The organism is Microbacterium aurantiacum (genome assembly GCF_040532595.1).
In the GTDB taxonomy this organism is placed as follows: domain Bacteria; phylum Actinomycetota; class Actinomycetes; order Actinomycetales; family Microbacteriaceae; genus Microbacterium; species Microbacterium chocolatum_B.
Genome location: NZ_JBEVYX010000001.1, coordinates 2438678 through 2461959 on the forward strand (window position 1 = coordinate 2438678; position 23282 = coordinate 2461959).

Here is a 23282-nt window from a genome sequence, read left to right on the forward strand (position 1 = left end):
TGGGTAGGCTGACGGCATGAGTCCGGAAGCGCGCGTGCACCTGTCCCGCTCGGCCCCCACGGTGTACAAGGCGCTCGCCGCGTTCTCGACGACGGTGGGGTCGCTCGCGGCCTCGAGTTCGATCGAGCCGCGGTTGAGCGAGATCGTCCAGATCCACACGTCGCAGATCAACGGCTGCGCCTTCTGCGTGCGCGTCCACGTCGACCGTGCGGCCAAGATCGGGCTGGGTGCCGACATCGTCGCGCAGATCCCCGTCTGGCGGGAGTCGGGCGTCTTCACCGACCGCGAGCGGGCGGGTCTGGAGCTCGCGGAGGCGTATGCGCGCATCCACGACGGGGGCGTGTCGGATGAGCTGTACGACCGCGTCGGCGGCGTCTTCAGCGAGGACGAGTACGTCGCCCTCAGCTGGATCCTGGTCGCGATCAACGCGTTCAACCGGGTGGCGATCGCCGGGCGCTACGCGGTGCCGCCGCGGGAGGATCTGAAGGGCGAGGACCGGGACGCCGCCGCGGGCTCGGCGTGGTGAGCGGGGAACCGGTCGATCTCGCGGCCGTCGCCGGGGCGATGAATCTGCGCGATGTCGGGGGTCTGCGCGCGGGCGGCGGCGTGACGCGCGAGCGCACGCTCTACCGGTCGGGAACGCTGGCGCACCTCGCCGATGACGGTGTCGCCGCGCTGTCACGCCTGTCCCTGCGACGGGTGGTCGATCTCCGCGATGCGGCCGAGGTCGAGGCCAACCCGAGCCGCCTTCCGGCGGACGTGCCGGTGGAGCGCGTGCCGCTGTTCCTCGGGTCGGTGACGTCCTTCTTCGCCGAGGACATCGGGCTGGATGAGATGTACCGGCGCATCGTCGACGACTCGTCCGAGGCGGTGGTCCGCGCGGTGCGTGCCGTGGTGATCGATCAGCCGGTGCTCGTGCACTGCACGGTCGGGAAGGACCGCACCGGAGTGACCGTCGCCGTCGCCCTGTCGGCGGCCGGGGTGGACCGCGACGAGGTGGTCGCCGACTACGCGCGGACCGCGGCGCTCCTCCCCGTCGAGCGGACGCGCGCCGTCATCGACTGGCTGCGCGCGCAGCATCCGGAATCGACCCAGCTCGAGCAGCTCGTGGCGGGCTCGCCCGCGGAGGTCATGGCGCGGCTGCTCGATCGCATCGATGCCGAGTACGGCTCCGCGCGCGACTATCTGCTCGCGCACGGACTGAGCGACGACGAAGTCGTCGAGCTCGGTCGGGTGCTCGTCTCGCGCTGAGTCGTCGTCCGGGTGCGCGGGCGTCGGCCGATATCAACGAGTGAGGTTAGCCAACCCTTCGTCGGGGTTATGCTGGATGCACCATGTCGCACAGCACCGAGCACTCCGCCGCCGCGTGCCGGGCTTCCCGTCACACGCGCGTGCAGCACCTCATCACCGCCGACGAGTCGTCCCTCGTCGAGCTGGAGACCCTGCTCTCGACGCTGCCGCTCTGCTCCACGGGCCGTGTGTTCATCGAGGTGCCCGACGCCGGGCACGTCTTCGCGGTCGGCGCCCCGGCGCGCATGACGGTGACGTGGCTCGATCGATCCCGCCGTTCCGGTGCCCCGGGCTCGGCGCGCGCGTGCACGCCGGGTCTCGCGCTGGCCCGCGCCGTCGGTGCCTGGGCGGACGAGATGCTCTGCGCCGACGACGACCAGACCCGCATCCACCTCCTCGGCGGCTATCTGGGCACGGCCGACATCGTCGACGGTCTCCGCGACCTCGGCATCGCGGCCGAGCGCATCCAGACGCCCGAGCGGTTCGGTCTCAGCGTCCGCCGCTGACAGATCGTCCCGTTCACCGCCGACCCACCGAGACGACCGTCAGCGGGCGACCCCGTCCGTCCGCGTTGCCCCGCGGCGCCGCGGGAGATAGCGCCCGTCTTCCAGGCCCGCCTCGATCTCGAAGCGGTTGCGCAGGGGATCGCGCCCCGCGAGGGCGTAGAGGAGCGGCATCAGGAAGCCGTACCGCTGCCATTGCCGCTTGTGCACCGCCTCGTGCCGCAGGAGTCGATCGTCGATCGCGCCGTTGCCGGTGAGGAAGCACCCGCCGACGCACACGCCGCCGCGCGGGAAGGCCCACGACGGCATTCCGCGGAAGACCCACAGTCCGCCGCGACGCTGCACCCGGCCGGTGCTCCAGAGCGTCCCCCACACCCAGCCGACGGTGCAGCCGTACAGGTAGCCCAGCCGGCTGATCGGCGAATCCAGCAGCACGGGCGGGATCCAGCGATCGATCCGACGCCCCGTCGCGAGGGCGTGCGCCGCGGCGGCCGCCTGGGCGCTGCTCACGCGAGTGCCCCCACGATCCGCAGGAGCGGGCCGAGGTCGTCCGTCGCGGCGGTGGCCGAGGCGGGGGAGTAGCCGCTCAGCGACGACCCCACCAGCGGCACCGCCTCGCGGGCGCGCGCGATCGCGGTCGTGAGCTCCGTCACGCTCGGCCCGAACGGGACGGGGCGCACCAGCCCGGCGATCGCCGACGGATCGAGGGCGGCGACATCCACGTGCACGTAGAGGCCGTCCGCGTCCCCGGCCGACAGCGCGTCGACGAGCGCGTCGGTGTCGCCGGGAATCGTGAAGGCACGGATGCCGAGCTCCGCCGCGACCGCCTCCTCCGCCGTGTCGGCGGCCCGCGCCGCCGCCAGCAGCACCCGCTCCGGGGCGAGGATGCCGGGCGCGAGGCCGAGTCCGGCATCCGTCCGTCCGAGCGCGGCGCCGAGCGCCATCGTCTCGAACGCGCCGCTCGGCGACGACGACGTGTCATGGAGCGACGGGTGGGCGGCGATCCACAGCACCGCGAGCCGCGCGCATCGTCCGGCCGCGTGCGCGATCGCGGCGGGCGCGACGCCGGCGTCGCCGCCGACGGTCAGGACCGGCTCGTCGGAGAGGCTCAGAGCGGCCTCCAGCTGCGCACGGATGCGGCCAAGGGAGCTCGCCCGGAGCACCCCGGTGTCCAGCGCCTCACCGGCCTCCATGGGCACATCGATCACGACCGTCCGCGGCCGCGGCAGGTCGCCCGCGAGGGCCTCGGCTCCGTCGATCAACTGCATCGCGCGCGACGAGGCGCTGCCCTGCCACTGGGGGACGACGACGAACCGCGTCATCGGCGGTCTCCTTCCGCTCGCTCCGGCACCGCGTCCGGAAAGCACCGTGGGGCGCCGATCGCGATGATCGACGCCCCACGGTCGGGGGTCACGGGGTGGTGGGGGCGTTGATCGCGGCGGGGGTGGACCCGCCCGACTTCAGCATCGCCAGACGCGCCTCGACCTCGGTCAGCTCGCCGACGTCCTCGAGCGCCGTGAACTGCGCGTCGAGGCTCGACGCGGCCAGCTCCTGCTTGCCCTGCGCGAGGGCCTCCTGGCGGCGGACCTTGTCTTCGAAGCGGCCGAGCTCGCTCGTCGGGTCGAGGACGTCGATCGACTTGACGGCGTCGTGGACCTTGTTCTGCGCTTCGGCGACCTTCGCGCGCGAAAGGAGCTCGCTGCGCTTGGAGCGCAGCTGGTCGAGCTTCTGCTTCATGCCGTTGAGGCCGTCCTTGAGCTTGTCGACGACCTCGGTCTGCGCGGCGATGGTGGGAGCGATGGCCTTGGCCTCGTTCTCCTCGCTGATCTGACGCTGCAGCGCGATCTTGGCGAGGTTGTCGAACTTGTCCGCGTCGGCGGTGTTGCCCTGTCCGCGCAGCTCGTCGGCCTTGCGGCTCGCGGCCAGCGCCTTGTTGCCCCACTCGGCCGCCGCCTGGATGTCCTCCTGATGGTCGCGCTCGAGGAGGCGCAGGTTGCCGATGGTCTCTGCGATCGCGGCCTCGGCGTCGGCGATGGAGTTGGTGTAGTCCCGCACGAGCTGGTCGAGCATCTTCTGCGGGTCCTCGGCGGAGTCGAGGAGTGCGTTGATGTTGGCCTTCACGAGGGTCGAGATGCGACCGAAGATGGACTGCTTGGCCATGGTGTTCCTTCCTGTCGAACGATTCACGATGAGGGGAGAAGCGGGTGCCGCGGGGCGGCCTGTGCGAGTGGGTCGGCCTGCGCGGGTGAGGCGGCCTGCGCGGGTGAGACGGCGTGATTCAGAAGCGGCCACCTCCCCGGCGACCGCGGGTGCCGCCGCCGCCGAAGCTGCCGGGCCGCATTCCCCCGCCGGAACGACCGCCGCCGCCGAACCCGCCGAACCCGCCCCCGAAACCCCCGGACGATCCCCGCGAGGAGCCGCCTCCGAGGAGGGAGTTGAGGACGATCCCGCCGAGGACGGCGCCCATCATCCCGTTGCCTCCGCCGCCCTGCGAGGGTCCGGCCGAGAACGCACCGACGTCGGCCTGCGCACGCTGCATCGCGAGACCTGCGAGCTGCTCGGCGCGCTGAGCCTGCTGCAGCGCCTGTGCCGGATCGGTCGCCTGCAGCTGCTGCGCGCGCACGAGCGAGGCGCCGGCTTCGGCGAGGCGCGTGCGCGCCTCGGCGCCGACACCGCCGCGGCGGGCGGTGATGTAGTCCTCGGCGGCGGCGACCTGCGCCTGAGCCTGCATCAGGTGCTGCGCGAGCATCTGGCGCGCGCGCTGGGCGGCGGCCTCCGCGTCGCGCACGCCCTGCACGACCGCGTCGATCTGCGTGTCGACCGATTCCAGGCCCTGCAGCATCGCCAGGGGCCGCCGATCGGTGCCGGCGAGGTTCTCGCGCGCGGTGTCGATCTGTGCGCGCGTGGCGGCCATGGCCGCAGCGACCCGACCGTCGCCGTCGGGCAGCGTCGATGCGGTGGCGAGGTCGCGTTCGAGCTCCGCGATGAGGGCGTGGGCCCCGCGCTCACCCTCGGCGAGGTCGGCGGCCAGCGTCTCCACGGCCCGCTCGAGCAGGCGCGCCTGCGAGACGGCCTCCTCGGCGGCACGGATGCCGACAGCGGCCTCGCCACCGCGTCCGGCGCCGATCGCGGCGGTCGCGACGGCGATCTGCTCGTCGGCGAACTCGATCCGCGCGCGCGCCTGGGCGGGGTTGTCCGCCACGGCCGCCAGCGCCTCGTCGGCGTAGGACGCACGCAGCCGCTCGAGCGTCGCGTCGGCGGCCGGCAGCGCGCCGAGCACGTCTTCACGCTCGTCCTGCACACGCGCGAGGGCCTCGGGCGCGTTCTGCTCGAGACGACGGAGCTCGTCGAACGCCTCGGCTTTGGCGTCGAGGCGGGCGCCCGCGCCCTCGCACAGCTCGATGATGCGGGTGGCGGCGGCCCGCACCTCGGCATCCGACTCGGGGGTCTCGTCGTCGAGGGCCTGCTGGGTCTCGAAAGCGGTGTCGAGATCCGCCCGCGCCTCGGCGAGGACGCGCGAGAACTCCTCGGTAGCCGCCTCGCCGAACTGCGCGGTGGCGAACCCGAGCTCCTGCGTGCTCGTCTTGATCGCGTCGTCCATCTCCACGAGGGCGGATGCCGCACGGCGGACGAGTTCGGCGGTCGCGACGGCCGGGGGACCCGACGGTCCCGTGCCCGCGGGGCCCCCGCGCGCGCCAGAACGGCGTCGCCGGACGAACACCACGATGACGGCGATCGCGGCACCGACCGCGGCGATCGCGAGGATCACGGTGAGGACGCCGCCTCCGGAGCCGCCGGCAGACCCGCCCGCGCCACCGGATCCGCCGCCGGTCGCCTCGGTGATCCCGGTCGCGGCCGCGTCGATCGCGCCGAGCCAGTCGCCCGACGCCAATGCCGGCTGCACGTCCTGCTGCTCGATCGCGCCGAGCTGGTCGAATGTGACCGGGCCCTCGCTGTCGCCGGAGATGTAGAACTGCCGCGTGTCGGTGGCGACGGCGAGGAGGTACTGCGTCGGCCCGAGGCCGTTTCGGGATGCGGTCTCGTTCGCCCACGCCTCCGACGAGTCCGGGTCGGTGAAGGTGTCCACGAACACCACCCAGAGGTCCACGCCGGTCTCCGCACGCAGCTGCGTCAGACGCTCCTCGGCGGCATCCGCGTCGGCACTCGAGAGCACGCCGGCATCGTCGAGGACGTAGCCCGAGCCGAGGTCGACCGGGGGTGTCGCGAACGCGGCGGTCGCGGGGACGCACACCAGCGCGAGCATCAGCGCGAGCATCGCCGCCCACCGTGCGCGCATGGAGATCCCCCTTCGGCGAGAGTCGTTTCCGACCCACGGGGCGAGTCTATGCACCGCCGCGCATACCGGGGAAGCCCGCCGGGATCCTCTCGGCGTTCCCGCGGGTCGGGCCGCCCGCGACCTGCTATGCGGGTAGCGTGCCGTGGCGGAGGACGCATGGACGATCGATACGGCACCGACGTGCTGGCAGCCGGCTGGAAGCAGCGCGCGGCGAGACAGCTGGCGCGGGTGGAGGCGACGCGAGACACGGTCGTCGAGGTCGCCGACGACGGATTCTGCGGCGCCGTGACAGCGGTCTCGGGCGGCATGGTCGAGCTCGAGGACCGCGTCGGCCGCCGACGTCTGTTCCCCCTCGGGGCGGGCTTCCTCATCGACGGCGACGACGTCGTGCTCGTCCCGCCGGCGCCGACGGCGCCCGCGGGGCCCCGCCGCACGGCATCCGGATCCTTCGCGGCCCCCGAGGCCCGTGCCCGCACCGCGCGCGCGAGCCGCATCCTCGTGGAGGGTCGCCATGACGCCGAGCTGGTCGAGAAGGTGTGGGGCGACGACCTCCGGGCCGAGGGCGTCGTGGTGGAGTACCTGCAGGGTGTCGACCTCCTCCAGGCCACCCTCGACGACGAGCCGCCCTCGGCCGCGCGTCGCTACGGCGTGCTCGTGGACCACCTCGTCCCAGGCTCCAAGGAGTCCCGCGTCGCCGACGCCGTCGCCCGCGGCCCGCACGGCGCCCACGTGCGGATCGTCGGACACCCGTGGGTGGACGTCTGGCAGTGCGTCACCCCGCGCGCGGTCGGGATCGAACGCTGGCCCGACGTCCCCCGCGGCATCGAGTACAAGGTCGGGGTGTGCCGCGCGCTCGGATGGCCCGCGCGGGATCAGGCCGACCTCGCCCGCGCGTGGCAGCGGATCCTCGCTTCCGTCCACTCGTACCGCGACCTCGAGCCGGAGCTGCTCGGGCGGGTGGAGGAGCTCATCGACTTCGTCACCGCGGTGGACTGAGGCGGCGCCGTCGGCGGGGCACCCCGCCGGTAGCCTGGGGGAGTGTCCGAGACCGCGTCGCCGAGCCCCGTCCCCTCCCGCGGATTCCGCGACCGACCGGTCTCGTTCGTCCGCCGCAGCGGCCGGATGTCGGAGGCGCAGGAACGCGCCTGGCGCGAGCTCGCCCCCGCCTTCGTCCTCGAGGTCGACCGCGACGAGGCTGCGACGAGCATCCGGCCGGGGACGACGGTCGATCCGGCATCCGTCTGGGGACGTACGGCACCGCTGATCGCCGAGATCGGTTCCGGGCAGGGTCACGCAATCGTCCACGCCGCGGCGGCGGCCCCGGAGACCGACTTCCTGGCCGTCGAGGTCTTCGCCGCGGGACTCGCGCGCACGATGCTCGACGCCGATCGGGAGGGTGTCCGCAACCTCCGCCTCGTCGAGGCCAACGCACCCGAGGTCCTCCGCCACCTCCTGCCGCCCGGCTCCCTGGCCGAACTGTGGGTGTTCTTCCCGGATCCGTGGCACAAGAAGAAGCACAACAAGCGGCGCCTCGTCACGGAGGAGTTCGCCGGCATCGCGGCATCCGCCCTCCGGCCCGGGGGAGTGCTGCGGCTCGCAACGGATTGGGAGGACTACGCGCTGCAGATGCGCGACGTCCTCGATGGTGCCGACCGGTTCTCCCGCGCGTTCGAGGGAGCGTGGGCGCCACGGTTCGAGGGGCGCGTGCTCACGGCCTTCGAGCGGAAGGGCATGCGGGTCGGGCGCGAGATCCGCGACCTCGCCTACCGGCGGGACGACCGCGTGTGAGCGAGACACCGGACCTTCGCACGACGGGCCCGCAGCCGACCGGGCCGATCCCGGTCGGCGCGCACGACCCCGACTCCTCGGCGCGGGATCGCTGGCGCATGGTCCGGCCGCTCGGCCACCCCGACTTCCGGATGCTGTTCTCCGCCGTCGTCCTGTCGGTCTTCGCCGCCGGCATGTGGGCGGTCGTGATGGTCTACACCGTCATCGACGCCGGGGGCGACGAGGTCGCGCTGTCGATCGTCGCGGCGGCGAGCGCCGTGGGCCTCCTCGCCTGCGCGATCCCGGGCGGGATCGTCGCCGACCGGGTCTCGCGCCGTGCCGTGCTGCGGGTGGTCGAGGCCGCCAACGTCGTCGCCATCGGGTCGGTCGTCGTGGTCAGCTTCACCGCCACGGTGACCATTCCGCACCTGACGGTGTTCGCGTTCATCCTCGGCGCCGGTGCCGGGTTCTTCTTCCCGGCCTACAGCGCGATCCTCCCGCGGATCCTGCCCGCCGACCAGCTCCTGGCCGCGAACGGCCTGGAGGGCGCGATCCGACCGGCGCTGCAGCAGGCCGCAGGCCCGGCCGCGGCGGGAATGGTGGTGGCCGCCGTCGTCGCGCCCGCGCACGCGACCGTCGGGGTCGCGCTCGCCCACCTCGTCGCCCTCGTGCTGCTGTTCTTCGTCCGCCACGAGGATGCCGCGCCCGACACCGAAGAGGAGACGGCGCCGACACGCGGCATGCTCGGCGACCTCGCCGACGCCGTCCGCTTCACCGTCCGCACCCGCTGGCTGCTGTGGACGCTGCTGTTCGCGACGGTGTGGGTCCTCGTGGTTCTCGGACCCGAGGAGGTGCTGCTGCCCTTCCTCACGCGCGACCGCATCGGCGAGGACCCGCGGTGGTTCGGCTTCCTCCTCGCCGTCTACGGCGTCGGCGGTGTCGTCGGGTCGCTCGTGGTCTCGGCCCGGCCTCTTCCGCGGCGCTACCTCAGCGTGATGACGCTCGTGTGGGGCGCGTCGACCCTTCCGTTCATCGTCATCGGCCTGACCGACGTGTACGCGCTCATGATGGCGTCGGTGTTCCTGATCGGCTTCGGCTTCAGCTACGGCAACGTCATCTGGGGGACGCTCCTGCAGCGCCGCGTGCCGCGACACATGCTGGGGCGGGTCTCCTCGCTGGACTTCTTCGTCTCGCTCGCGCTCATGCCGGTCTCGATGGCGCTCGCGGGCCCCCTCGCCCAGGTCGTGCCGATCCCGACCATCTTCATCGTCGCCGGTCTCGTGCCTTTCGTCCTCAGCTTCGTGGTGCTGTGGGTGGCGCGTATGCGGCAGGACGAGATCGCCCATCCGCTCGACCGCTGATCCGCAGGACCCATCCCGACCCGCAGCACCCCCCGACCCGCAGGACCGTTGAAAGGACACTCATGCCCGCTCACGCCGCCGCCCCCGTCGCCACCCGTCCCGCCTGGACGTGGCGACTCCTCCCGGCGTTGGCGGTGTGCCTCGCGGCCCCGGCGTTCTTCGTCCTCCTCACCCCGTGGCTCGCCTGGGTGCTCCTCGCCGTCGGCGTGGGGGCGGCCCTCCTCATCGAGCGGCGCGAGGCCTTCGAGCGGCCGCCGTCGACGGACGCCGCGGGGGACGGCATCCGTCGCCCCAGCCTCACGCGCGACCTCTCGCTGATCGCGGCGGGTCTGCTGGTCGTGAGTGTCATCCCGCTCAAGGCGGAGCTGGACAACCTCGCCTTCCTCCGCTTCACCCTCGCCCTCGGCGGTGCGGTCGCGGTGCCCTACGTGCTGTCGCGGTGGGTGTACCGCGACTACGCCATCCGGTTCCCGTGGCGCGGCGGTGGCCGGTGGACGGCGTTCCAGTGGTCGTGGCTCGTCGCCGTCCTCGTCCTCGGCTGGCTGATCCTGCCGTTCTACTTCATCACCTCCGGCGTCTACATGAACTGGCCGGTCGTCGACACCCCCGACCTGATCGCGCGCCTGTTCGTCGGGGTCGGCGCCGTCGGCATCTGGGACGAGCTGTTCTTCATCTGCACCTGCTTCGCGCTGCTGCGCCGGCACTTCCCGGACTGGCAGGCGAACATCCTGCAGTCGATCGTGTTCGTGTCGTTCCTGTGGGAGCTCGGCTACCAGGCGTGGGGGCCGTTCCTGACCATCCCGTTCGCCCTTCTCCAGGGCTTCATCTTCATGAAGACCCGGTCGCTGGCCTACGTCGTGACGGTGCACCTCCTCTTCGACGCGGTCGTCTTCGCCGTGCTCGTCCACGCCCACAATCCGGGCCTCCTCGACGGGTGGTTCCTCGTCTGACGCGGGTCCGGGCGTCGCGAGGGCTCTCGCCGGGCGTTCATGTGGCGCCCGCGGCCCCCTCGATCGCGCGGACGCGGCCACGAGCGCCACAGGAGTGCCGGGTGCGCTCTGCCCAGGGGGTGCGCAGGGTGGGGCGCTAGAGTGGCACGTGGATCCCGACCGGATCCCCGGACGAGGGTTCAGTACCCGGTGAGCGACAAGACTGGCCATGGAGACGTGCCATGTCGTGGATCATCCTCATCCTGTCCGGAATCCTCGAGGCCGTGTGGGCGACCGCCCTCGGCAAGACCGAGGGATTCACCAAGCTCTGGCCGAGCGTGATCTTCGGCGTCGCGCTCGTGGTGAGCATGGGCGGCCTCGCCTACGCGATGCGCGAGATCCCCACCGGCACCGCCTACGCGGTGTGGGTCGGCATCGGCGCGGCCCTCACCGTCGGCTACGCGATGATCACCGGTGACGAGAGCTTCTCGCTCGTGCGGATGCTGCTCATCCTCGGCCTGGTCGGCTGCGTCATCGGGCTGAAGCTCGTCGGCGGCGACCACGCCTGAGCGCGCTGCGGCGCGGATGCCGTGCGGCCGCCGACCCCGAGACGCGCCGCTTCGGGATTGCGCGGAGCTGCGGCATCCGTACGCTGGATGAGCATGGGAACCGCCGAGCTGTCCGAGATCGCCGCGGTGAAAAACGTCCAGATCGCCGTCGCCGAGTCGCTCACCGCCGGGCTCCTGGCCGGTGCGATCGGCAGCGGAGCGGGCGCGAGCGAATGGTTCCGCGGGGGAGTCGTCGCCTACCAGACCGCGGTCAAGAACGAGGTCCTGGGGGTCGACGGGAACCTGGATCCGTGCTCACCGGAGGTCGCCCGCCAGCTGGCCGCGGGGGTGCGCGACCTCCTCCGGGCCGACCTCGCGATCTCGACCACCGGTGTCGGCGGCCCCGAGGACGACGACGGTCACCCGCCCGGCGAGGTTTATCTCGGCTGGGCGACCGCGGATGCCGTCGGCCACCGCCGCCTGGAGCTGAAGGGGGAGCCGCACGAGATCCTCGCCGCGACCGTCGACGCCGCCCTCGAGCTGTTGACCTCTCTCGCCCGCGAGGCCGGGGACCGGGCGCGCCAGGGGGTGTAGAGATCGCGAGAGGGGACCGCCCTCCGGACGGTCCCCTCTCGCGATGACGTGCCCCCGCGCCCTACCGCCACTCCACCCGACGCTGCGCGCCGCGCGGAGCCTCCGGCGGCAGGGGCCCGCCTGACAGGGGGTGTAGAGATCGCGAGAGGGGACCGCCCTCCGGACGGTCCCCTCTCGCGATGACGTGCCCCCGACAGGAATCGAACCTGCGACCTTTGGTACCGGAAACCAACGCTCTATCCCCTGAGCTACGGAGGCGTACCGGTCGAGATTACCACCCGCCCGCGGGCGTTTCCGCCGCAGCCACCGCGGGGGCGGCGAGGGCGCGCAGCGCATCGGCGAGCCGCTCGGCGAGATACGCGTGGCCGTCGGTGGACGGATGCCGGAGCCCCACGGGACCGATGTCGATGACCGACAGGTAGTTCTCCTCCGTGATCCATGCCTCCGACAGGGGGGAGATGTAGCCCCACCCGCGCGCGGCGGCGAGCGCGGCGAGATCGCGATCGATCGCCGCCACGGCGTCGTCCACGGGGAGGACGTGCGGGGCCGGGCCGAGCACGACGAACGCCGCGCCGGGATAGGTCGCCGCCAGGGCATCCCACGCGGCCGTCACCGCGGCGTCGTACCCGTCGGGGTACGCGCGGCGGTCGTTGATCGACCCCGGCACGATCACGACGTCGAACGCGGCCTCCGCCGACAGCGTCGCGATGCGCTCGCCGTAGGTGCCGCCCTCCCATCCCTCCCGGAGGTATCCGCTGCCGGGCTCGCCGTCGACCACCGCGTGAGCGCCGAGGATCGCCGCGGCCCGCGGGGCATAGCCGAGGGCGCGGGTCAGCGCCCCGAGACCGTAGGTCCACGAATCGCCGAAGACCAGCATCCGCTGTCCGTCCTCGAGGACGAGAGGGCGCGGCGCTGCCGGCGCCTCGGCGTCGGCCGCGGTGTCGGCGGAGGTCGCGGGGGCGGCCCGGAAGAGCCCGAACAACCCCGTCCCGAGGGCGGTCGCGCCGAGCCCGAGGACGATCGCGAGGACGACGGCGACGCCCGTCAGGACCCAGACGGGACGCCGGTGCCAGACCTCGTCCCCGCGCCCCATGGGATGACGGTACTGCACGCGGCCCGAGCGGCCTTTCCGGCGTGCGAGGATACTCCGGTGCATCGCGTCGTGACCGCCGAAATGGAGCTGGAGCTCGCCTCTCCCGTCGACCTCATCTTCCAGATCACGGCGGCCCAGCCGGTGCCCCGATCGAGCGAGCAGCTGAGCTTCACGCAGGACGATCGCGTGTACACCCCGACCGAGATCGTCGACCAGTCCGGTACGCGTCTGCACCGCCTGACCGGCGAGGCGGGCCTCCTCTCGGTGCGTTACGACGCGGTCGTCGACGGCGTCACCACGGCGAGCCGGACCAGCGACCTCGAGGCCATCACGTATCTGCGTCCGAGCCGGTACTGCCAGTCCGACGAGGTCTTCCCGCAGGCCCGTCGGCAATTCCGCGGTCTCAGCGGCTACGACCTCATCGCCGCGGTGTCGGACTTCGTCGCCACCAGCACCACCTACACCCCGGGTCTCAGCCACGGCACGGACAGCGCGGTGACGACCCTCATGACCGGCCAGGGCGTCTGCCGCGACTACGCGCACGTCGTCATCGCGCTGCTGCGCGCCATGGACATGCCCGCGCGCTACGCCGCATGCTTCGCCCCGGGCCTGGAGCCCATGGACTTCCACGCCGTCGCGGAGGCCTACTTCGACGGCGCCTGGTACGTCATCGACGCCACGCGCCTGGCCGACCGTCGCTCGCTCGTGCGGATCGCCACCGGGCGCGACGCCGCGGACTGCGCATTCCTCAGCTACCACGGCGGCAACGTCGGACTCCGCCGCCTCCGCGTGGACGCGTGGGTCGCCGACGCGAGCGCCGTCGCCGGCGACGACGAGACGGTGGACGCCGGCTCCGCGCCGCCCGCCGCGGAGCCGGACGATTTCACCACGCTCGTCCAGATCGGCTGATCGCCGAACGGGAGCGTCCAGGCCGGCGAACTAGACTGATCGGTCTATGAATCCCGACGTCCTCTCCGCCGCTCTGCTCGCCGTCATCACGCCCCTGGTCGAGGCGCGACGCCCCGGCGCGTCGGAGGGTCTCACCGCCGCCGACCTCCCCCTGGAGCGGCCGAAGAACCGCGACCACGGAGACTGGGCGTCCAATGCCGCGCTGAAACTCGCCAAGGTCGCCGGCGCCAACCCGCGCGAACTCGCCGCGGAGATCGCCGCAGGCCTCGAGGCGGTCGACGGCATCGACTCGGTCGAGGTCGCCGGCCCCGGATTCATCAACATCCGGCTGGACGCCGCCGCCGCCGGTGCCCTGGCGAAGACGATCGTCGACGCGGGGGAGAGGTTTGGCACCTCCGACGCCCGCGCCGACGAGATCATCAACCTCGAGTTCGTCAGCGCGAACCCGACCGGTCCGATCCACCTCGGCGGCACACGCTGGGCCGCCGTCGGCGACGCTCTGGCGCGCATCCTCGCCTCGCAGGGCGCCCGCGTCACCCGGGAGTACTACTTCAACGACCACGGCGCGCAGATCGACCGCTTCGCCCGCAGCCTCGTCGCCGCGCACGAGGGGGCGCCCACGCCCGAGGACGGCTACGGCGGTGCGTACATCGGCGACATCGCGCGCCGCGTCGCGCGGGCCTACGAGGGCGACATCGACGCGCTCGACCCGGCGGCCAAGCAGGAGGCGTTCCGCGAGCTCGGAGTGAACGCCATGTTCGCCGAGATCAAGCAGTCCCTGCACGAGTTCGGCGTCGACTTCGACGTGTACTTCCACGAGAACGACCTGCACGACTCCGGTGCCGTGGAGCGGGCCGTGGCGCGGCTGCGCGAGCTCGGTCACATCTTCGAGTCCGACGGGGCCACGTGGCTGCGCTCGACCGACTTCGGCGACGACAAGGACCGTGTCGTCATCAAGTCCGACGGCAACCCCGCCTACATCTCCGGCGACCTGGCGTACTACCTCGACAAGCGCGAGCGCGGTTTCAACCGGTGCATCATCATGCTCGGCGCCGACCATCACGGGTACGTCCAGCGCCTCATGGCGATGTGCGCGGCGTTCGGCGACCAGCCGGGGGTGAACCTGCAGATCCTCATCGGGCAGATGGTCAACCTCGTCAAGGACGGCCAGCCGGTCCGCATGTCCAAGCGTGCGGGCACGGTCGTCACCCTCGAGGACCTCGTCGAGATCGTCGGAGTGGATGCCGCGCGCTACGCCCTGACCCGCAGCTCCGCCGACTCGAACCTCGACGTCGACCTCGACGTGCTGCAGCGGCGTACGAACGACAACCCCGTCTTCTACGTGCAGTACGCCCACGCACGCACGCACAACGTCGGGCGCAATGCCGCGGCGTCGGGCGTGGATCGCAGCGACTTCGCCCCCGAGACGCTCACGCACGAGACCGAGGCCGCGCTCCTCGGTGCGCTGCAGGAGTTCCCGCGCGTGCTCGCCTACGCGGGAGAGGTGCGCGAGCCGCACCGGGTGGCGCGCTACCTCGAGGAGCTGGCGGGCCTGTACCACCGGTGGTACGACAGCTGCCGCGTGATCCCGCAGGGCGACGACCCGATCGAGCCCGTGCACCGCACGCGGCTGTGGCTGAACGACGCGACCGGACAGGTGCTGCGCAACGGCCTGCGTCTGCTCGGCGTCGGTGCTCCCGAGCGCATGTGACCGACTGAGGAACGGGTGGAGATGGCAGATCAGGGACAGACCCGACCGACCGAGCCCCTCCCCGACTGGGCTGTTCCCACCGCCGCGCCCGCGCGTCGGCGCCGCAGGGTCTGGCCCTGGATCGCCGCCGTCGTCGTGATCGGCGCGCTGGCGATCGGCGCCTGGTTCGCCGGCGAGGCGATCGCGCGGTCGATCGTGACCGCGACGGTGCGCGAGCAGGTGATCACCGCACTCGACCTCCCCGCCGACCAGCCTCTGGAGGTCGAGGTCGCCGGAACCGTCCTCCCGCAGCTCATCGCGGGGCGCCTGGACGAGCTGACCCTGTCGTCCGACGACGTCGCCCTCGGTGACGCGTTCACCGGTGACATCCTCGTGGTCGCCCGGGGTGTGCCCATCCGCGGGGGAGCGATGGATGCCGGATCCGCGACCGTGACGATGGACGCCGATCAGCTCCGCGCTCTCCTGGCGACGATCGACTCCTTCCCCGTCGACACGGTCGACCTCGCCGCGCCGGATGTGACGGTGTCGATCGACGTCCCCGTCTTCGCCGCGGAGATCCCGGTCGGGGTGGCGCTGACCCCGGTCGCGGACGGTGGCGACATCGTCCTGACGCCGTCCGAGATCGACGTCGCCGGCACAGCGCTGTCCGCCGACCGCATCCGCGAGCAGTTCGGCCTGGTCGCCGACGTGATCCTCCGCGACTGGACGGTGTGCGTGGCCGACCAGATCCCCGCCGGGGTCACCCTGCGCGAGATCTCCGTACAGGAGCGGGGGGTGGTGGCCGAGCTCGACATCGACGGCGCGATCCTCTCCGATTCCGCACTCCAAGCCGAGGGTGCCTGCGCGTAGCGCACGGCCCGCAGGGCGCGGATGTCGCAGAGTGCGCAGCGCGCGGGGCGCCGCGGGCGCGTGCCGTAGACTTCAGGCACTGTCCGCAGGGACGCCCCGGCGCGTGATCGCACCGGCCGGGACGCCCGCCACCTTTCGGATCCCGGCGGGCCGCGCCGAAGCATCCATCGATTGGTCTCACCCGTGTCCGCCGCCCCGCACTCCGCCTCGCCCTCGTCGGCGACATCGGGTGCGCCCGCCGATGTCAACGAACTCGTCCCGGCGGTCTGGCCGAGCGGCGCCACGCGCGACGAGAGCGGCGTCCTGACGCTCGGCGGCATCTCCGCGACCGACCTCCGCGCGCGGTTCGGCACGCCCCTGTGGGTCCTCGACGAGGACGAGGTCCGCGCGCAGGCCCGCCGCGCGCGCGCCGCCTTCACCGCGGCGGCCGCCGCGCACGGGGTCACCGCGCGGATCTACTACGCCGGCAAGGCCTTCCTCAGCATCGAGGTCGCCCGCTGGGTGACCGAGGAGGGCCTGTCCCTCGACGTCTGCACCGGCGGAGAGCTGGCGGTCGCCCTCGCCGCCGGAGTGGATCCCGCCCGGCTCGGCTTCCACGGGAACAACAAGAGCGAGCTCGAGCTCCGCGCCGCCCTCGACGCCGGCGTCGGGACGATCGTGATCGACAGCTTCGTCGAGATCGCGCGTCTCGCGGAGCTCACGGCGGCGCGTCCCACTCCCGCCCGCGTGATGATCCGCGTCAACAGCGGCGTGCACGCCGAGACCCACGACTTCCTCGCCACCGCGCACGAGGACCAGAAGTTCGGCTTCACCCTGACGGATGCCGTCACCGCCGCCGCGCGTGTCCGCGAGGCCCCGGGGCTGGAGCTGGTGGGCCTGCACGGCCACATCGGCTCGCAGATCTTCGGGACCGCCGGATTCGTCGAGTCCGCGGCGCGTCTGGTCGACCTCCACGCCGCGCTGTCGGCGGACGGACCGCTTCCTCTGCTGAACCTCGGCGGCGGGTTCGGCATCGCCTACACCGTCCGCGACGACCCCACACCGATCGAAGACCTCGCCCGGGGCATCGTCGACGCGGTCGCCGCCGAAAGCGCCGCGCACGGCATCCCGATGCCGGATCTGGCGTTCGAGCCGGGCCGGTCCATCGTCGGCCGGGCGGGCGTGACCCTGTACTCGGTCGGCACGACCAAGCCGGTCACCCTGGACGAGGGCCGCGCTCGGCTCTACGTGAGCGTCGACGGGGGCATGAGCGACAACGCCCGCCCGGCGCTCTACGGCGCCGAGTACTCGGTGCGCCTCGCCTCCCGCACGAGCGAGGCGGCGCCCGCGCTCGTCCGCGTCGTCGGCAAGCACTGCGAGTCCGGCGACATCGTCGTCGACGCCGATCACCTCCCCGGTGACGTCGCGCCCGGCGACCTCCTCGCCGTCCCCGCGACCGGGGCCTACTGCTTCTCGCTCGCGAGCACCTACAACTACGTGCCGCGTCCGCCCGTGGTCGCCCTGCGCGGCGGCGAGGCGCGCGTCATCGTGCGCGGCGAGACCGTGGACGACCTCCTCTCGCGCGACGCCGGGTACACCGGCCCCGTGCGCGCTCTCGTGACACCCGCACCCGAATCCCCGATGGAAGGGACCGCATGACGACCGACTACCGCCGCCTGCGCGTGGCTCTGCTCGGCGCCGGAGCCGTCGGCTCCCAGGTCGCCTCGCTGCTGCGCCAGCACGCCGATGAGCTCGCCGACCGGGCCGGTGCCCGCCTCGAGCTGGTCGGCATCGCCGTCCGCGACCTCGACGCGCCGCGCGAGACGGAGTTCCCCCGCGAGCTCCTCACCACCGATGCCGAGCAGCTGATCCTGGGCGCCGACATCGTCATCGAGCTGATGGGCGGCATCGATCCTGCGCGCGAGTACCTCCTGCAGGCCATCGGCGCGGGCGCGGACGTGGTCACGGCCAACAAGGCCCTCCTCGCCACGCACGGCCCCGAGATCTTCGATGCGGCCGACCGCGTGGGTGCGCAGGTCTACTACGAGGCCGCGGCAGCGGGAGCGATCCCCATCATCCGTCCGCTGCGCGACTCCCTCGCCGGCGACCGCGTCGTGCGGATCATGGGCATCGTCAACGGCACCACGAACTACATCCTCGACCGGATGGACACCGAGGGCGCGGAGTTCGCCGACGTCCTCTCCGACGCGCAGGCGCTCGGCTACGCCGAGGCCGACCCGACCGCCGACGTCGAGGGCTACGACGCCGCGCAGAAGGCGGCCATCCTCGCGAGCCTCGCCTTCCACACCGCCGTTCCGCTGGACGCCGTCCATCGCGAGGGGATCACCCGCATCGACAAGGCGATGATGGATGCCGCGCGCCGCGCCGGCCAGGTCATCAAGCTCCTCGCGATCTGCGAGCGTCTGCCCGAGCCCGCCGACGGCGCGGCATCCGGCGAGTCGATCTCGGTCCGGGTCTACCCGGCCCTGGTCTCCCGCGAGCACCCGCTCGCGACCGTGCACGGTGCCAACAACGCCGTGTTCGTCCAGGCCGAGGCCGCGGGCGACCTGATGTTCTACGGAGCCGGAGCGGGCGGTGTGCAGACCGCCTCCGCCGTGCTCGGCGACGTGGTCTCCGCCGCGCGCCGTCACATCGCCGGCGGCGTCGGCGTGGGCGAATCCACGCGCGCGAACCTGCCCGTCGTCCCGATCGGACGCGTCATCACCAGCTACCAGATCACCCTCGAGGTCGACGACGAGCCCGGCGTCCTCGCCACCGTCGCCGGCATCCTGAGCGAGGGGCGCGTGTCGATCGCGACCCTCGAGCAGACCGTGGTCGCGGACGCCGCCGCCGGCGGCACGGCCCGCATCGTCATCGGCACCCACACAGCTCGCGAGCAGGATCTCAGCGACACCGTCGACCGTCTCGCCGCCAGCGGGGTCGTCGAGCGGGTCGTGTCGGTCCTGCGCGTGGAAGGAGACTGACATGGCACACCTCTGGCGCGGAGTCCTCCGCGAGTACGCCGACCGGCTGGGCGTCACCGACGCCTCGACCGTCGTCACCCTGGGCGAGGGCGGCACGCCGCTGCTTCCCGCCCCCGCGCTGTCGCACCGCACCGGTGCCGACGTGTGGGTGAAGTTCGAGGGCATGAACCCCACCGGTTCGTTCAAGGACCGCGGCATGACCGTGGCCCTCTCGCGTGCCGTCGAGCACGGCGCCAAGGCGGTGATCTGCGCGTCGACGGGCAACACGTCCGCCTCGGCCGCGGCGTACGCCGCGCACGCGGGCATCACCGCCGCCGTCCTCGTCCCCGAGGGCAAGATCGCGATGGGCAAGCTCAGCCAGGCGGTCGCCCACAACGGTCGTCTCATCCAGATCCGCGGCAACTTCGACGACTGCCTCGAGATCGCCCGCGAGCTCGCCGACCACTACCCGGTGCACTTGGTCAACTCGGTCAACCCCGACCGCATCGAAGGCCAGAAGACCGCGGCCTACGAGGTCGTCGAGGTCCTCGGCGACGCGCCCGATTTCCACTTCATCCCGGTCGGGAACGCCGGCAACTACACCGCGTACTCGCGCGGGTACCGCGAAGAGGCCGCTCGGGGAGCCGCCACGCGCGTGCCGCGCATGTTCGGATTCCAGGCCGAGGGCTCTGCGCCCCTCGTCCGCGGCGAGGTCGTGCGCCAGCCCGAGACGATCGCGAGCGCGATCCGCATCGGCAACCCCGCCTCGTGGGAGCTCGCCCTCGAGGCGCGCGACGCCACCGACGGCTGGTTCGGCGCGATCGACGACGAGCGGATCCTCGCCGCACAGAAGCTCCTTGCGGGGGAGGTGGGCATCTTCGTCGAACCGGCCTCGGCCATCAGCGTCGCGGGACTCCTCGACCGCGCCGAGAAGGGCATCATCCCCGCCGGCTCCCGCGTCGTGCTGACCGTGACGGGCCACGGCCTGAAGGATCCGCAGTGGGCCCTCCGCAACGCCGACGGCTCCCAGGTCGAGCCCACCGTGGTCGACGCCGCGACGTCCGAAGTGGCGTCTGTGCTCGATCTCGTCCCGGTCGAGGCGCCGGCGTGACCGCACCCGTCGCGCCGGAACCGGGGCGACGCGTCCTCGTGCGGGTCCCCGCGACCAGCGCGAACCTCGGGCCGGGCTTCGACACCCTCGGTCTCGCGCTGAGCATCTATGACGAACTGGATGTGACCGCCCTCCCGGAGGGTGAGCTCGAGATCGACGTCGAGGGGGAGGGGATGGGCGACGTCCCGCGCGACGCCTCGCACCTCGTCGTGCGTGCGATCGCGTATGCCTACGAGGCGGTCGGGCGGAGGATGCCGGGTCTGCGCCTCCGTGCGCGGAACGTGATCCCGCACGGCCGCGGACTCGGCTCGTCCGGTGCCGCGGTGGTCTCCGGCCTCCTCGCGGCCAAGGGCCTCCTCCGCGGCGACGTGGAGATCGGCGACGAGACGCTGCTGCGCCTCGCCACCGAGCTCGAGGGACATCCCGACAACGTCGCGCCAGGACTCTTCGGCGGCCTCACCATCGCGTGGGTCGATGAGACCGGGCCGCAGCACAAGAAGCTCATCGTGCATCGCGGCGTGTCGCCGCTCGTGTTCGTGCCGGACTTCACGATGTCCACGAGCGTCGCGCGGAGTCTGCAGCCCCTGCAGGTGCCGCGAGAGGACGCCGTGTTCAACGTCTCGCGCTCGGCGCTGCTGATCGCCGCGCTCACGCAGAGCCCCGAGCTGCTGCTGGCAGCGACCGAGGACAAGCTCCACCAGAGCTATCGCGCTCAGGCGATGCCCGGCACGGACCAGCTGGTCCGCGCGCTGCGCGCCGAGGGCTTCGCGGCGGTCGTCTCGGGAGCAGGTCCGAGCGTCCTCGTGCTCGCGGACGGGCCGGGCCGACGGCTCGAAGCGGCCGCCCTCGCGGCGGAGACGGCGGACACCCCGTGGGAGGCGCACATGCTCGCCGTCGACGTCAAGGGTGGTACAGTGGGCGAGTACGCGGAGAGTGCCACGTAAACACGTGATCTGGCCTCCGTCGCAATCTGCGAAACCCGCACAGCCCCTTCCCGCTGACGGACTCTGTACGCCATCGCGACCTTCGAGGTCGTAACGGCTCTCTGAGCACGCTTCGGGTTCGGCGCCCATCATCGCCGCGCGTTCGTGCATATTCCATTCGTTTCACAAGGGAGAACTCGTGGAGTCCATCTCCGAGATCCACACCGACGCCCAGGCCGACGAGCGCGCTGAGGCGCCCGAGAACGCCGAGAACGTCGAGACCACCGACGACGCCGCTGACGCGGTATCCGTCGACGACACCGCCGAGGCCGCCGCCGCGGACGAGGAGACGCCGGCGGCCGAGTCCGTCGACGCCGCCCCGGACAGCGCCGCGCCCGCCGAGGATGCCGCGCCCGTCGAGGACGCCGCGCCCGTCGAGGACGCCGCGCCCGCCGAAGACGCTGCGCCCGCCGAGGACGCCGCGCCCACAGAGGATGCAGCGCCCGCGCCGGAGGCTGCGCCCGCCGAGGAGGAAGCGCCCGTCAAGGCGCCGCGCAAGCGTGCACCGCGTCGGGCGAAGACCGGGGACGCGCCGGCGCGCAAGACGACCGCCAAGAAGGCCGCGGCCGACGAGGCCGCCGTCCCCGCCGATCCGCCCGTCGAGGAGGCGTCCGCGGACGCCGCGGCGGCGTCCACCGACGCGGGCACCGTCGACAGCACCACCGACGCGGACGCCGCGCCGGTGCAGGACGCCGCTGTCTCGGCCGTCGACGCTCCGGCCGAGACCGCTGAGACCGCGGAGGCTCAGCCCGCCGCTGAGGAGGAGCCGGCCGCCGAGGCGCCGAAGACCCCCCGCGGACGTGGACGCGGTTCGCGCGCCAAGAAGCCCGCGGTCGAGGAGCCCCCTGCCACCGAGACCGCGGAGCCGGCTGCGGACGCCGCGCCCGAGCCGGCCGCCGACGCCTCGCCGTCGACGCCCGACGCGGATGCCGGTGACAACGCCGGCGACGCCGGTCGCTCCGAGGGCGACCGCTCCGATGGCGACGAGACCTCGGGCCGTGGCCGCGGCCGCAGCCGGAGCCGCAACCGCAACCGCAACTCCGGTGGACAGAACGCGCAGAACGGCCAGGGCGGCAATGCGGGACCCGCCGCCCAGAACGCGTCCGACGACGACGGCGACAGCAGCGGGAACGGCCGCGGTCGTCAGCGCAACAAGCGCCGCGGCGCGCAGAACGCAGACGAGTTCGACACGGAGATCGGTGAGGACGACGTCCTCATTCCGATCGCCGGCATCCTCGACGTCCTCGACAACTACGCGTTCGTCCGCACCACCGGCTACCTTCCCGGCCCGCAGGACGTCTACGTCTCCCTCGGTCAGGTCAAGAAGTACCACCTGCGCAAGGGCGACGCCGTGGTCGGTGCCATCAAGCAGCCGCGCGAGGGCGAGCAGACCGGCCGCCAGAAGTACAACGCTCTGGTCAAGGTCGACGCCGTCAACGGCCTGTCCGTGGACGACGCGGGCACCCGCGTGGAGTTCGGCAACCTCACCCCGCTCTACCCGCAGGACCGCCTGCGCCTGGAGACCGCGCCCGAGAAGCTGACCCAGCGGATCATCGACCTCGTCGCCCCCATCGGCAAGGGCCAGCGCGGACTCATCGTCGCGCCGCCCAAGGCGGGCAAGACGATCGTGCTCCAGCAGATCGCCAACGCGATCGCGACGAACAATCCCGAGGTGCACCTCATGGTCGTCCTCGTGGACGAGCGTCCCGAAGAGGTCACCGACATGCAGCGGACCGTGAAGGGCGAGGTCATCGCCTCGACCTTCGACCGCCCGGCCGAAGACCACACCACGGTCGCCGAACTCGCCATCGAGCGCGCGAAGCGGCTCGTGGAGCTCGGTCGCGACGTCGTCGTCCTGCTGGATTCGATCACCCGCCTCGGGCGGGCGTACAACATCTCGGCGCCCACCTCGGGCCGCGTGCTCTCCGGCGGCGTGGACGCGTCGGCGCTGTACCCGCCGAAGCGTTTCTTCGGCGCCGCGCGCAACATCGAGAACGGCGGCTCGCTCACGATCCTCGCGACGGCTCTCGTGGAGACGGGGTCCAAGATGGACGACGTCATCTTCGAGGAGTTCAAGGGCACCGGCAACAGCGAGCTCCGCCTGTCGCGGCAGCTCGCCGACAAGCGGATCTTCCCCGCCGTCGACGTCAACGCCTCCAGCACCCGGCGCGAAGAGATGCTGCTGTCCGCGGACGAGGTGAAGATCACCTGGAAGCTGCGTCGCGCGCTCGCGGGCCTCGACCCCCAGCAGGCGCTGGAGGTCGTCCTCGGCAAGCTCAAGGAGACGCAGTCCAACGTCGAGTTCCTCGTGCAGATGCAGAAGTCGATCCCGGCTCCCACCGGCTCCCACGCCGGCGGCCACAGCCACGGTCACGACAACAGCATCCGCTGAGTC

The 23282-nt window shown here is 72.4% G+C and carries 22 protein-coding genes, 1 tRNA gene and 1 riboswitch; of the genes, 17 read left to right on the forward strand and 6 right to left on the reverse strand.

The genetic code is table 11. The features are described from left to right. Positions 1-16 precede the first annotated feature (16 nt). From ABXJ56_RS11370 to ABXJ56_RS11380, 3 genes are all read left to right on the forward strand, one after another. Positions 17-526 carry a carboxymuconolactone decarboxylase family protein gene (locus tag ABXJ56_RS11370; protein ID WP_353999773.1) on the forward strand — a complete coding sequence of 170 codons (510 nt, stop codon included), beginning with the start codon at positions 17-19 and terminating at the stop codon, positions 524-526. Beyond that, positions 523-1251: a tyrosine-protein phosphatase gene (locus tag ABXJ56_RS11375; protein WP_353999774.1), complete on the forward strand. Its 729-nt coding sequence runs from the start codon at positions 523-525 to the stop codon at positions 1249-1251. The genes ABXJ56_RS11370 and ABXJ56_RS11375 overlap by 4 nt, the downstream gene beginning before the upstream one ends. An 83-nt stretch (positions 1252-1334) precedes the next feature. Beyond that, entirely contained in the window at positions 1335-1796 is a 462-nt protein-coding gene (locus ABXJ56_RS11380) for an SIP domain-containing protein (RefSeq protein ID WP_353999775.1), read from the forward strand. Between the two features lie 39 nt (positions 1797-1835). Here the strand turns inward: ABXJ56_RS11380 and ABXJ56_RS11385 are convergent, their stop codons facing one another. The 4 genes from ABXJ56_RS11385 to ABXJ56_RS11400 form a co-directional block, all read right to left on the reverse strand. After that, entirely contained in the window at positions 1836-2303 is a 468-nt protein-coding gene (locus ABXJ56_RS11385) for a Fe-S oxidoreductase (protein WP_353999776.1), read from the reverse strand. After that, on the reverse strand, positions 2300-3115 hold the full coding sequence (locus tag ABXJ56_RS11390; protein ID WP_353999777.1) for an arginase family protein: 816 nt from the start codon (positions 3113-3115) through the stop codon (positions 2300-2302). Before ABXJ56_RS11390 ends, ABXJ56_RS11385 begins: the two co-directional genes overlap by 4 nt. Before the next feature lie 88 nt (positions 3116-3203). Further along, entirely contained in the window at positions 3204-3953 is a 750-nt protein-coding gene (locus ABXJ56_RS11395; protein ID WP_353999778.1) for a PspA/IM30 family protein, read from the reverse strand. Positions 3954-4071: 118 nt separating this feature from the next. Next, the gene (locus ABXJ56_RS11400; protein ID WP_353999779.1) at positions 4072-6090 is read right to left on the reverse strand and encodes a TPM domain-containing protein; all 2019 of its coding nucleotides are present in this window, start codon (positions 6088-6090) and stop codon (positions 4072-4074) included. A 156-nt stretch (positions 6091-6246) separates the two neighbouring features. Here ABXJ56_RS11400 and ABXJ56_RS11405 point away from each other — a divergent pair, with 156 nt between their 5' ends. From ABXJ56_RS11405 to ABXJ56_RS11430, 6 genes are all read left to right on the forward strand, one after another. Further along, complete coding sequence (locus ABXJ56_RS11405) at positions 6247-7086, forward strand: DUF3097 family protein (protein ID WP_353999780.1); 840 nt, start codon at positions 6247-6249, stop codon at positions 7084-7086. 126 nt (positions 7087-7212) lie between these two features. After that, positions 7213-7878, forward strand: coding sequence for a tRNA (guanosine(46)-N7)-methyltransferase TrmB (gene trmB, locus ABXJ56_RS11410; RefSeq protein ID WP_435404994.1), 666 nt, complete (start codon positions 7213-7215; stop codon positions 7876-7878). 98 nt (positions 7879-7976) lie between these two features. Further along, positions 7977-9218: an MFS transporter gene (locus tag ABXJ56_RS11415; protein ID WP_354000013.1), complete on the forward strand. Its 1242-nt coding sequence runs from the start codon at positions 7977-7979 to the stop codon at positions 9216-9218. A 62-nt stretch (positions 9219-9280) separates the two neighbouring features. Continuing rightward, entirely contained in the window at positions 9281-10168 is an 888-nt protein-coding gene (locus ABXJ56_RS11420) for a CPBP family intramembrane glutamic endopeptidase (RefSeq protein ID WP_353999782.1), read from the forward strand. A gap of 146 nt (positions 10169-10314) precedes the next feature. Beyond that, a riboswitch (guanidine-III (ykkC-III) riboswitch) is annotated at positions 10315-10379 on the forward strand. A 10-nt stretch (positions 10380-10389) separates the two neighbouring features. Further along, positions 10390-10716 carry a DMT family transporter gene (locus ABXJ56_RS11425; protein ID WP_353999783.1) on the forward strand — a complete coding sequence of 109 codons (327 nt, stop codon included), beginning with the start codon at positions 10390-10392 and terminating at the stop codon, positions 10714-10716. 87 nt (positions 10717-10803) lie between these two features. Beyond that, positions 10804-11289, forward strand: coding sequence for a CinA family protein (locus tag ABXJ56_RS11430; RefSeq protein WP_353999784.1), 486 nt, complete (start codon positions 10804-10806; stop codon positions 11287-11289). Between the two features lie 185 nt (positions 11290-11474). Here ABXJ56_RS11430 and ABXJ56_RS11435 read toward each other — a convergent pair. Both ABXJ56_RS11435 and ABXJ56_RS11440 read right to left on the reverse strand, forming a co-directional pair. After that, a tRNA-Arg gene (locus ABXJ56_RS11435) sits at positions 11475-11547 on the reverse strand. Positions 11548-11560: 13 nt separating this feature from the next. Beyond that, positions 11561-12382 carry an SGNH/GDSL hydrolase family protein gene (locus tag ABXJ56_RS11440; protein WP_353999785.1) on the reverse strand — a complete coding sequence of 274 codons (822 nt, stop codon included), beginning with the start codon at positions 12380-12382 and terminating at the stop codon, positions 11561-11563. Positions 12383-12439: 57 nt separating this feature from the next. On the opposite strand from ABXJ56_RS11440, the gene ABXJ56_RS11445 reads away from it, so the two are divergent. The 8 genes from ABXJ56_RS11445 to rho all read left to right on the forward strand — a co-directional run bounded on the left by ABXJ56_RS11445 (position 12440) and on the right by rho (position 23279). After that, positions 12440-13291, forward strand: coding sequence for a transglutaminase-like domain-containing protein (locus ABXJ56_RS11445; RefSeq protein ID WP_353999786.1), 852 nt, complete (start codon positions 12440-12442; stop codon positions 13289-13291). Positions 13292-13337: 46 nt separating this feature from the next. Beyond that, positions 13338-15002: an arginine--tRNA ligase gene (gene argS, locus ABXJ56_RS11450; protein WP_353999787.1), complete on the forward strand. Its 1665-nt coding sequence runs from the start codon at positions 13338-13340 to the stop codon at positions 15000-15002. A 21-nt stretch (positions 15003-15023) separates the two neighbouring features. Continuing rightward, positions 15024-15851, forward strand: a complete 828-nt coding sequence (locus tag ABXJ56_RS11455) for an LmeA family phospholipid-binding protein (RefSeq protein WP_353999788.1) — start codon at positions 15024-15026, stop codon at positions 15849-15851. A gap of 183 nt (positions 15852-16034) precedes the next feature. Beyond that, positions 16035-17489 (forward strand): diaminopimelate decarboxylase, encoded by a 1455-nt coding sequence (gene lysA, locus ABXJ56_RS11460; protein ID WP_354000014.1) that lies wholly within the window; start codon positions 16035-16037, stop codon positions 17487-17489. After that, entirely contained in the window at positions 17486-18814 is a 1329-nt protein-coding gene (locus ABXJ56_RS11465; RefSeq protein ID WP_353999789.1) for a homoserine dehydrogenase, read from the forward strand. The genes lysA and ABXJ56_RS11465 overlap by 4 nt, the downstream gene beginning before the upstream one ends. Position 18815: 1 nt before the next feature. Further along, positions 18816-19904 carry a threonine synthase gene (gene thrC / locus ABXJ56_RS11470; protein ID WP_053547639.1) on the forward strand — a complete coding sequence of 363 codons (1089 nt, stop codon included), beginning with the start codon at positions 18816-18818 and terminating at the stop codon, positions 19902-19904. Further along, entirely contained in the window at positions 19901-20848 is a 948-nt protein-coding gene (thrB, locus tag ABXJ56_RS11475) for a homoserine kinase (protein WP_353999790.1), read from the forward strand. Before thrC ends, thrB begins: the two co-directional genes overlap by 4 nt. A 178-nt stretch (positions 20849-21026) precedes the next feature. After that, the gene (rho, locus tag ABXJ56_RS11480) at positions 21027-23279 is read left to right on the forward strand and encodes a transcription termination factor Rho (RefSeq protein WP_353999791.1); all 2253 of its coding nucleotides are present in this window, start codon (positions 21027-21029) and stop codon (positions 23277-23279) included. Positions 23280-23282: the final 3 nt, after the last annotated feature.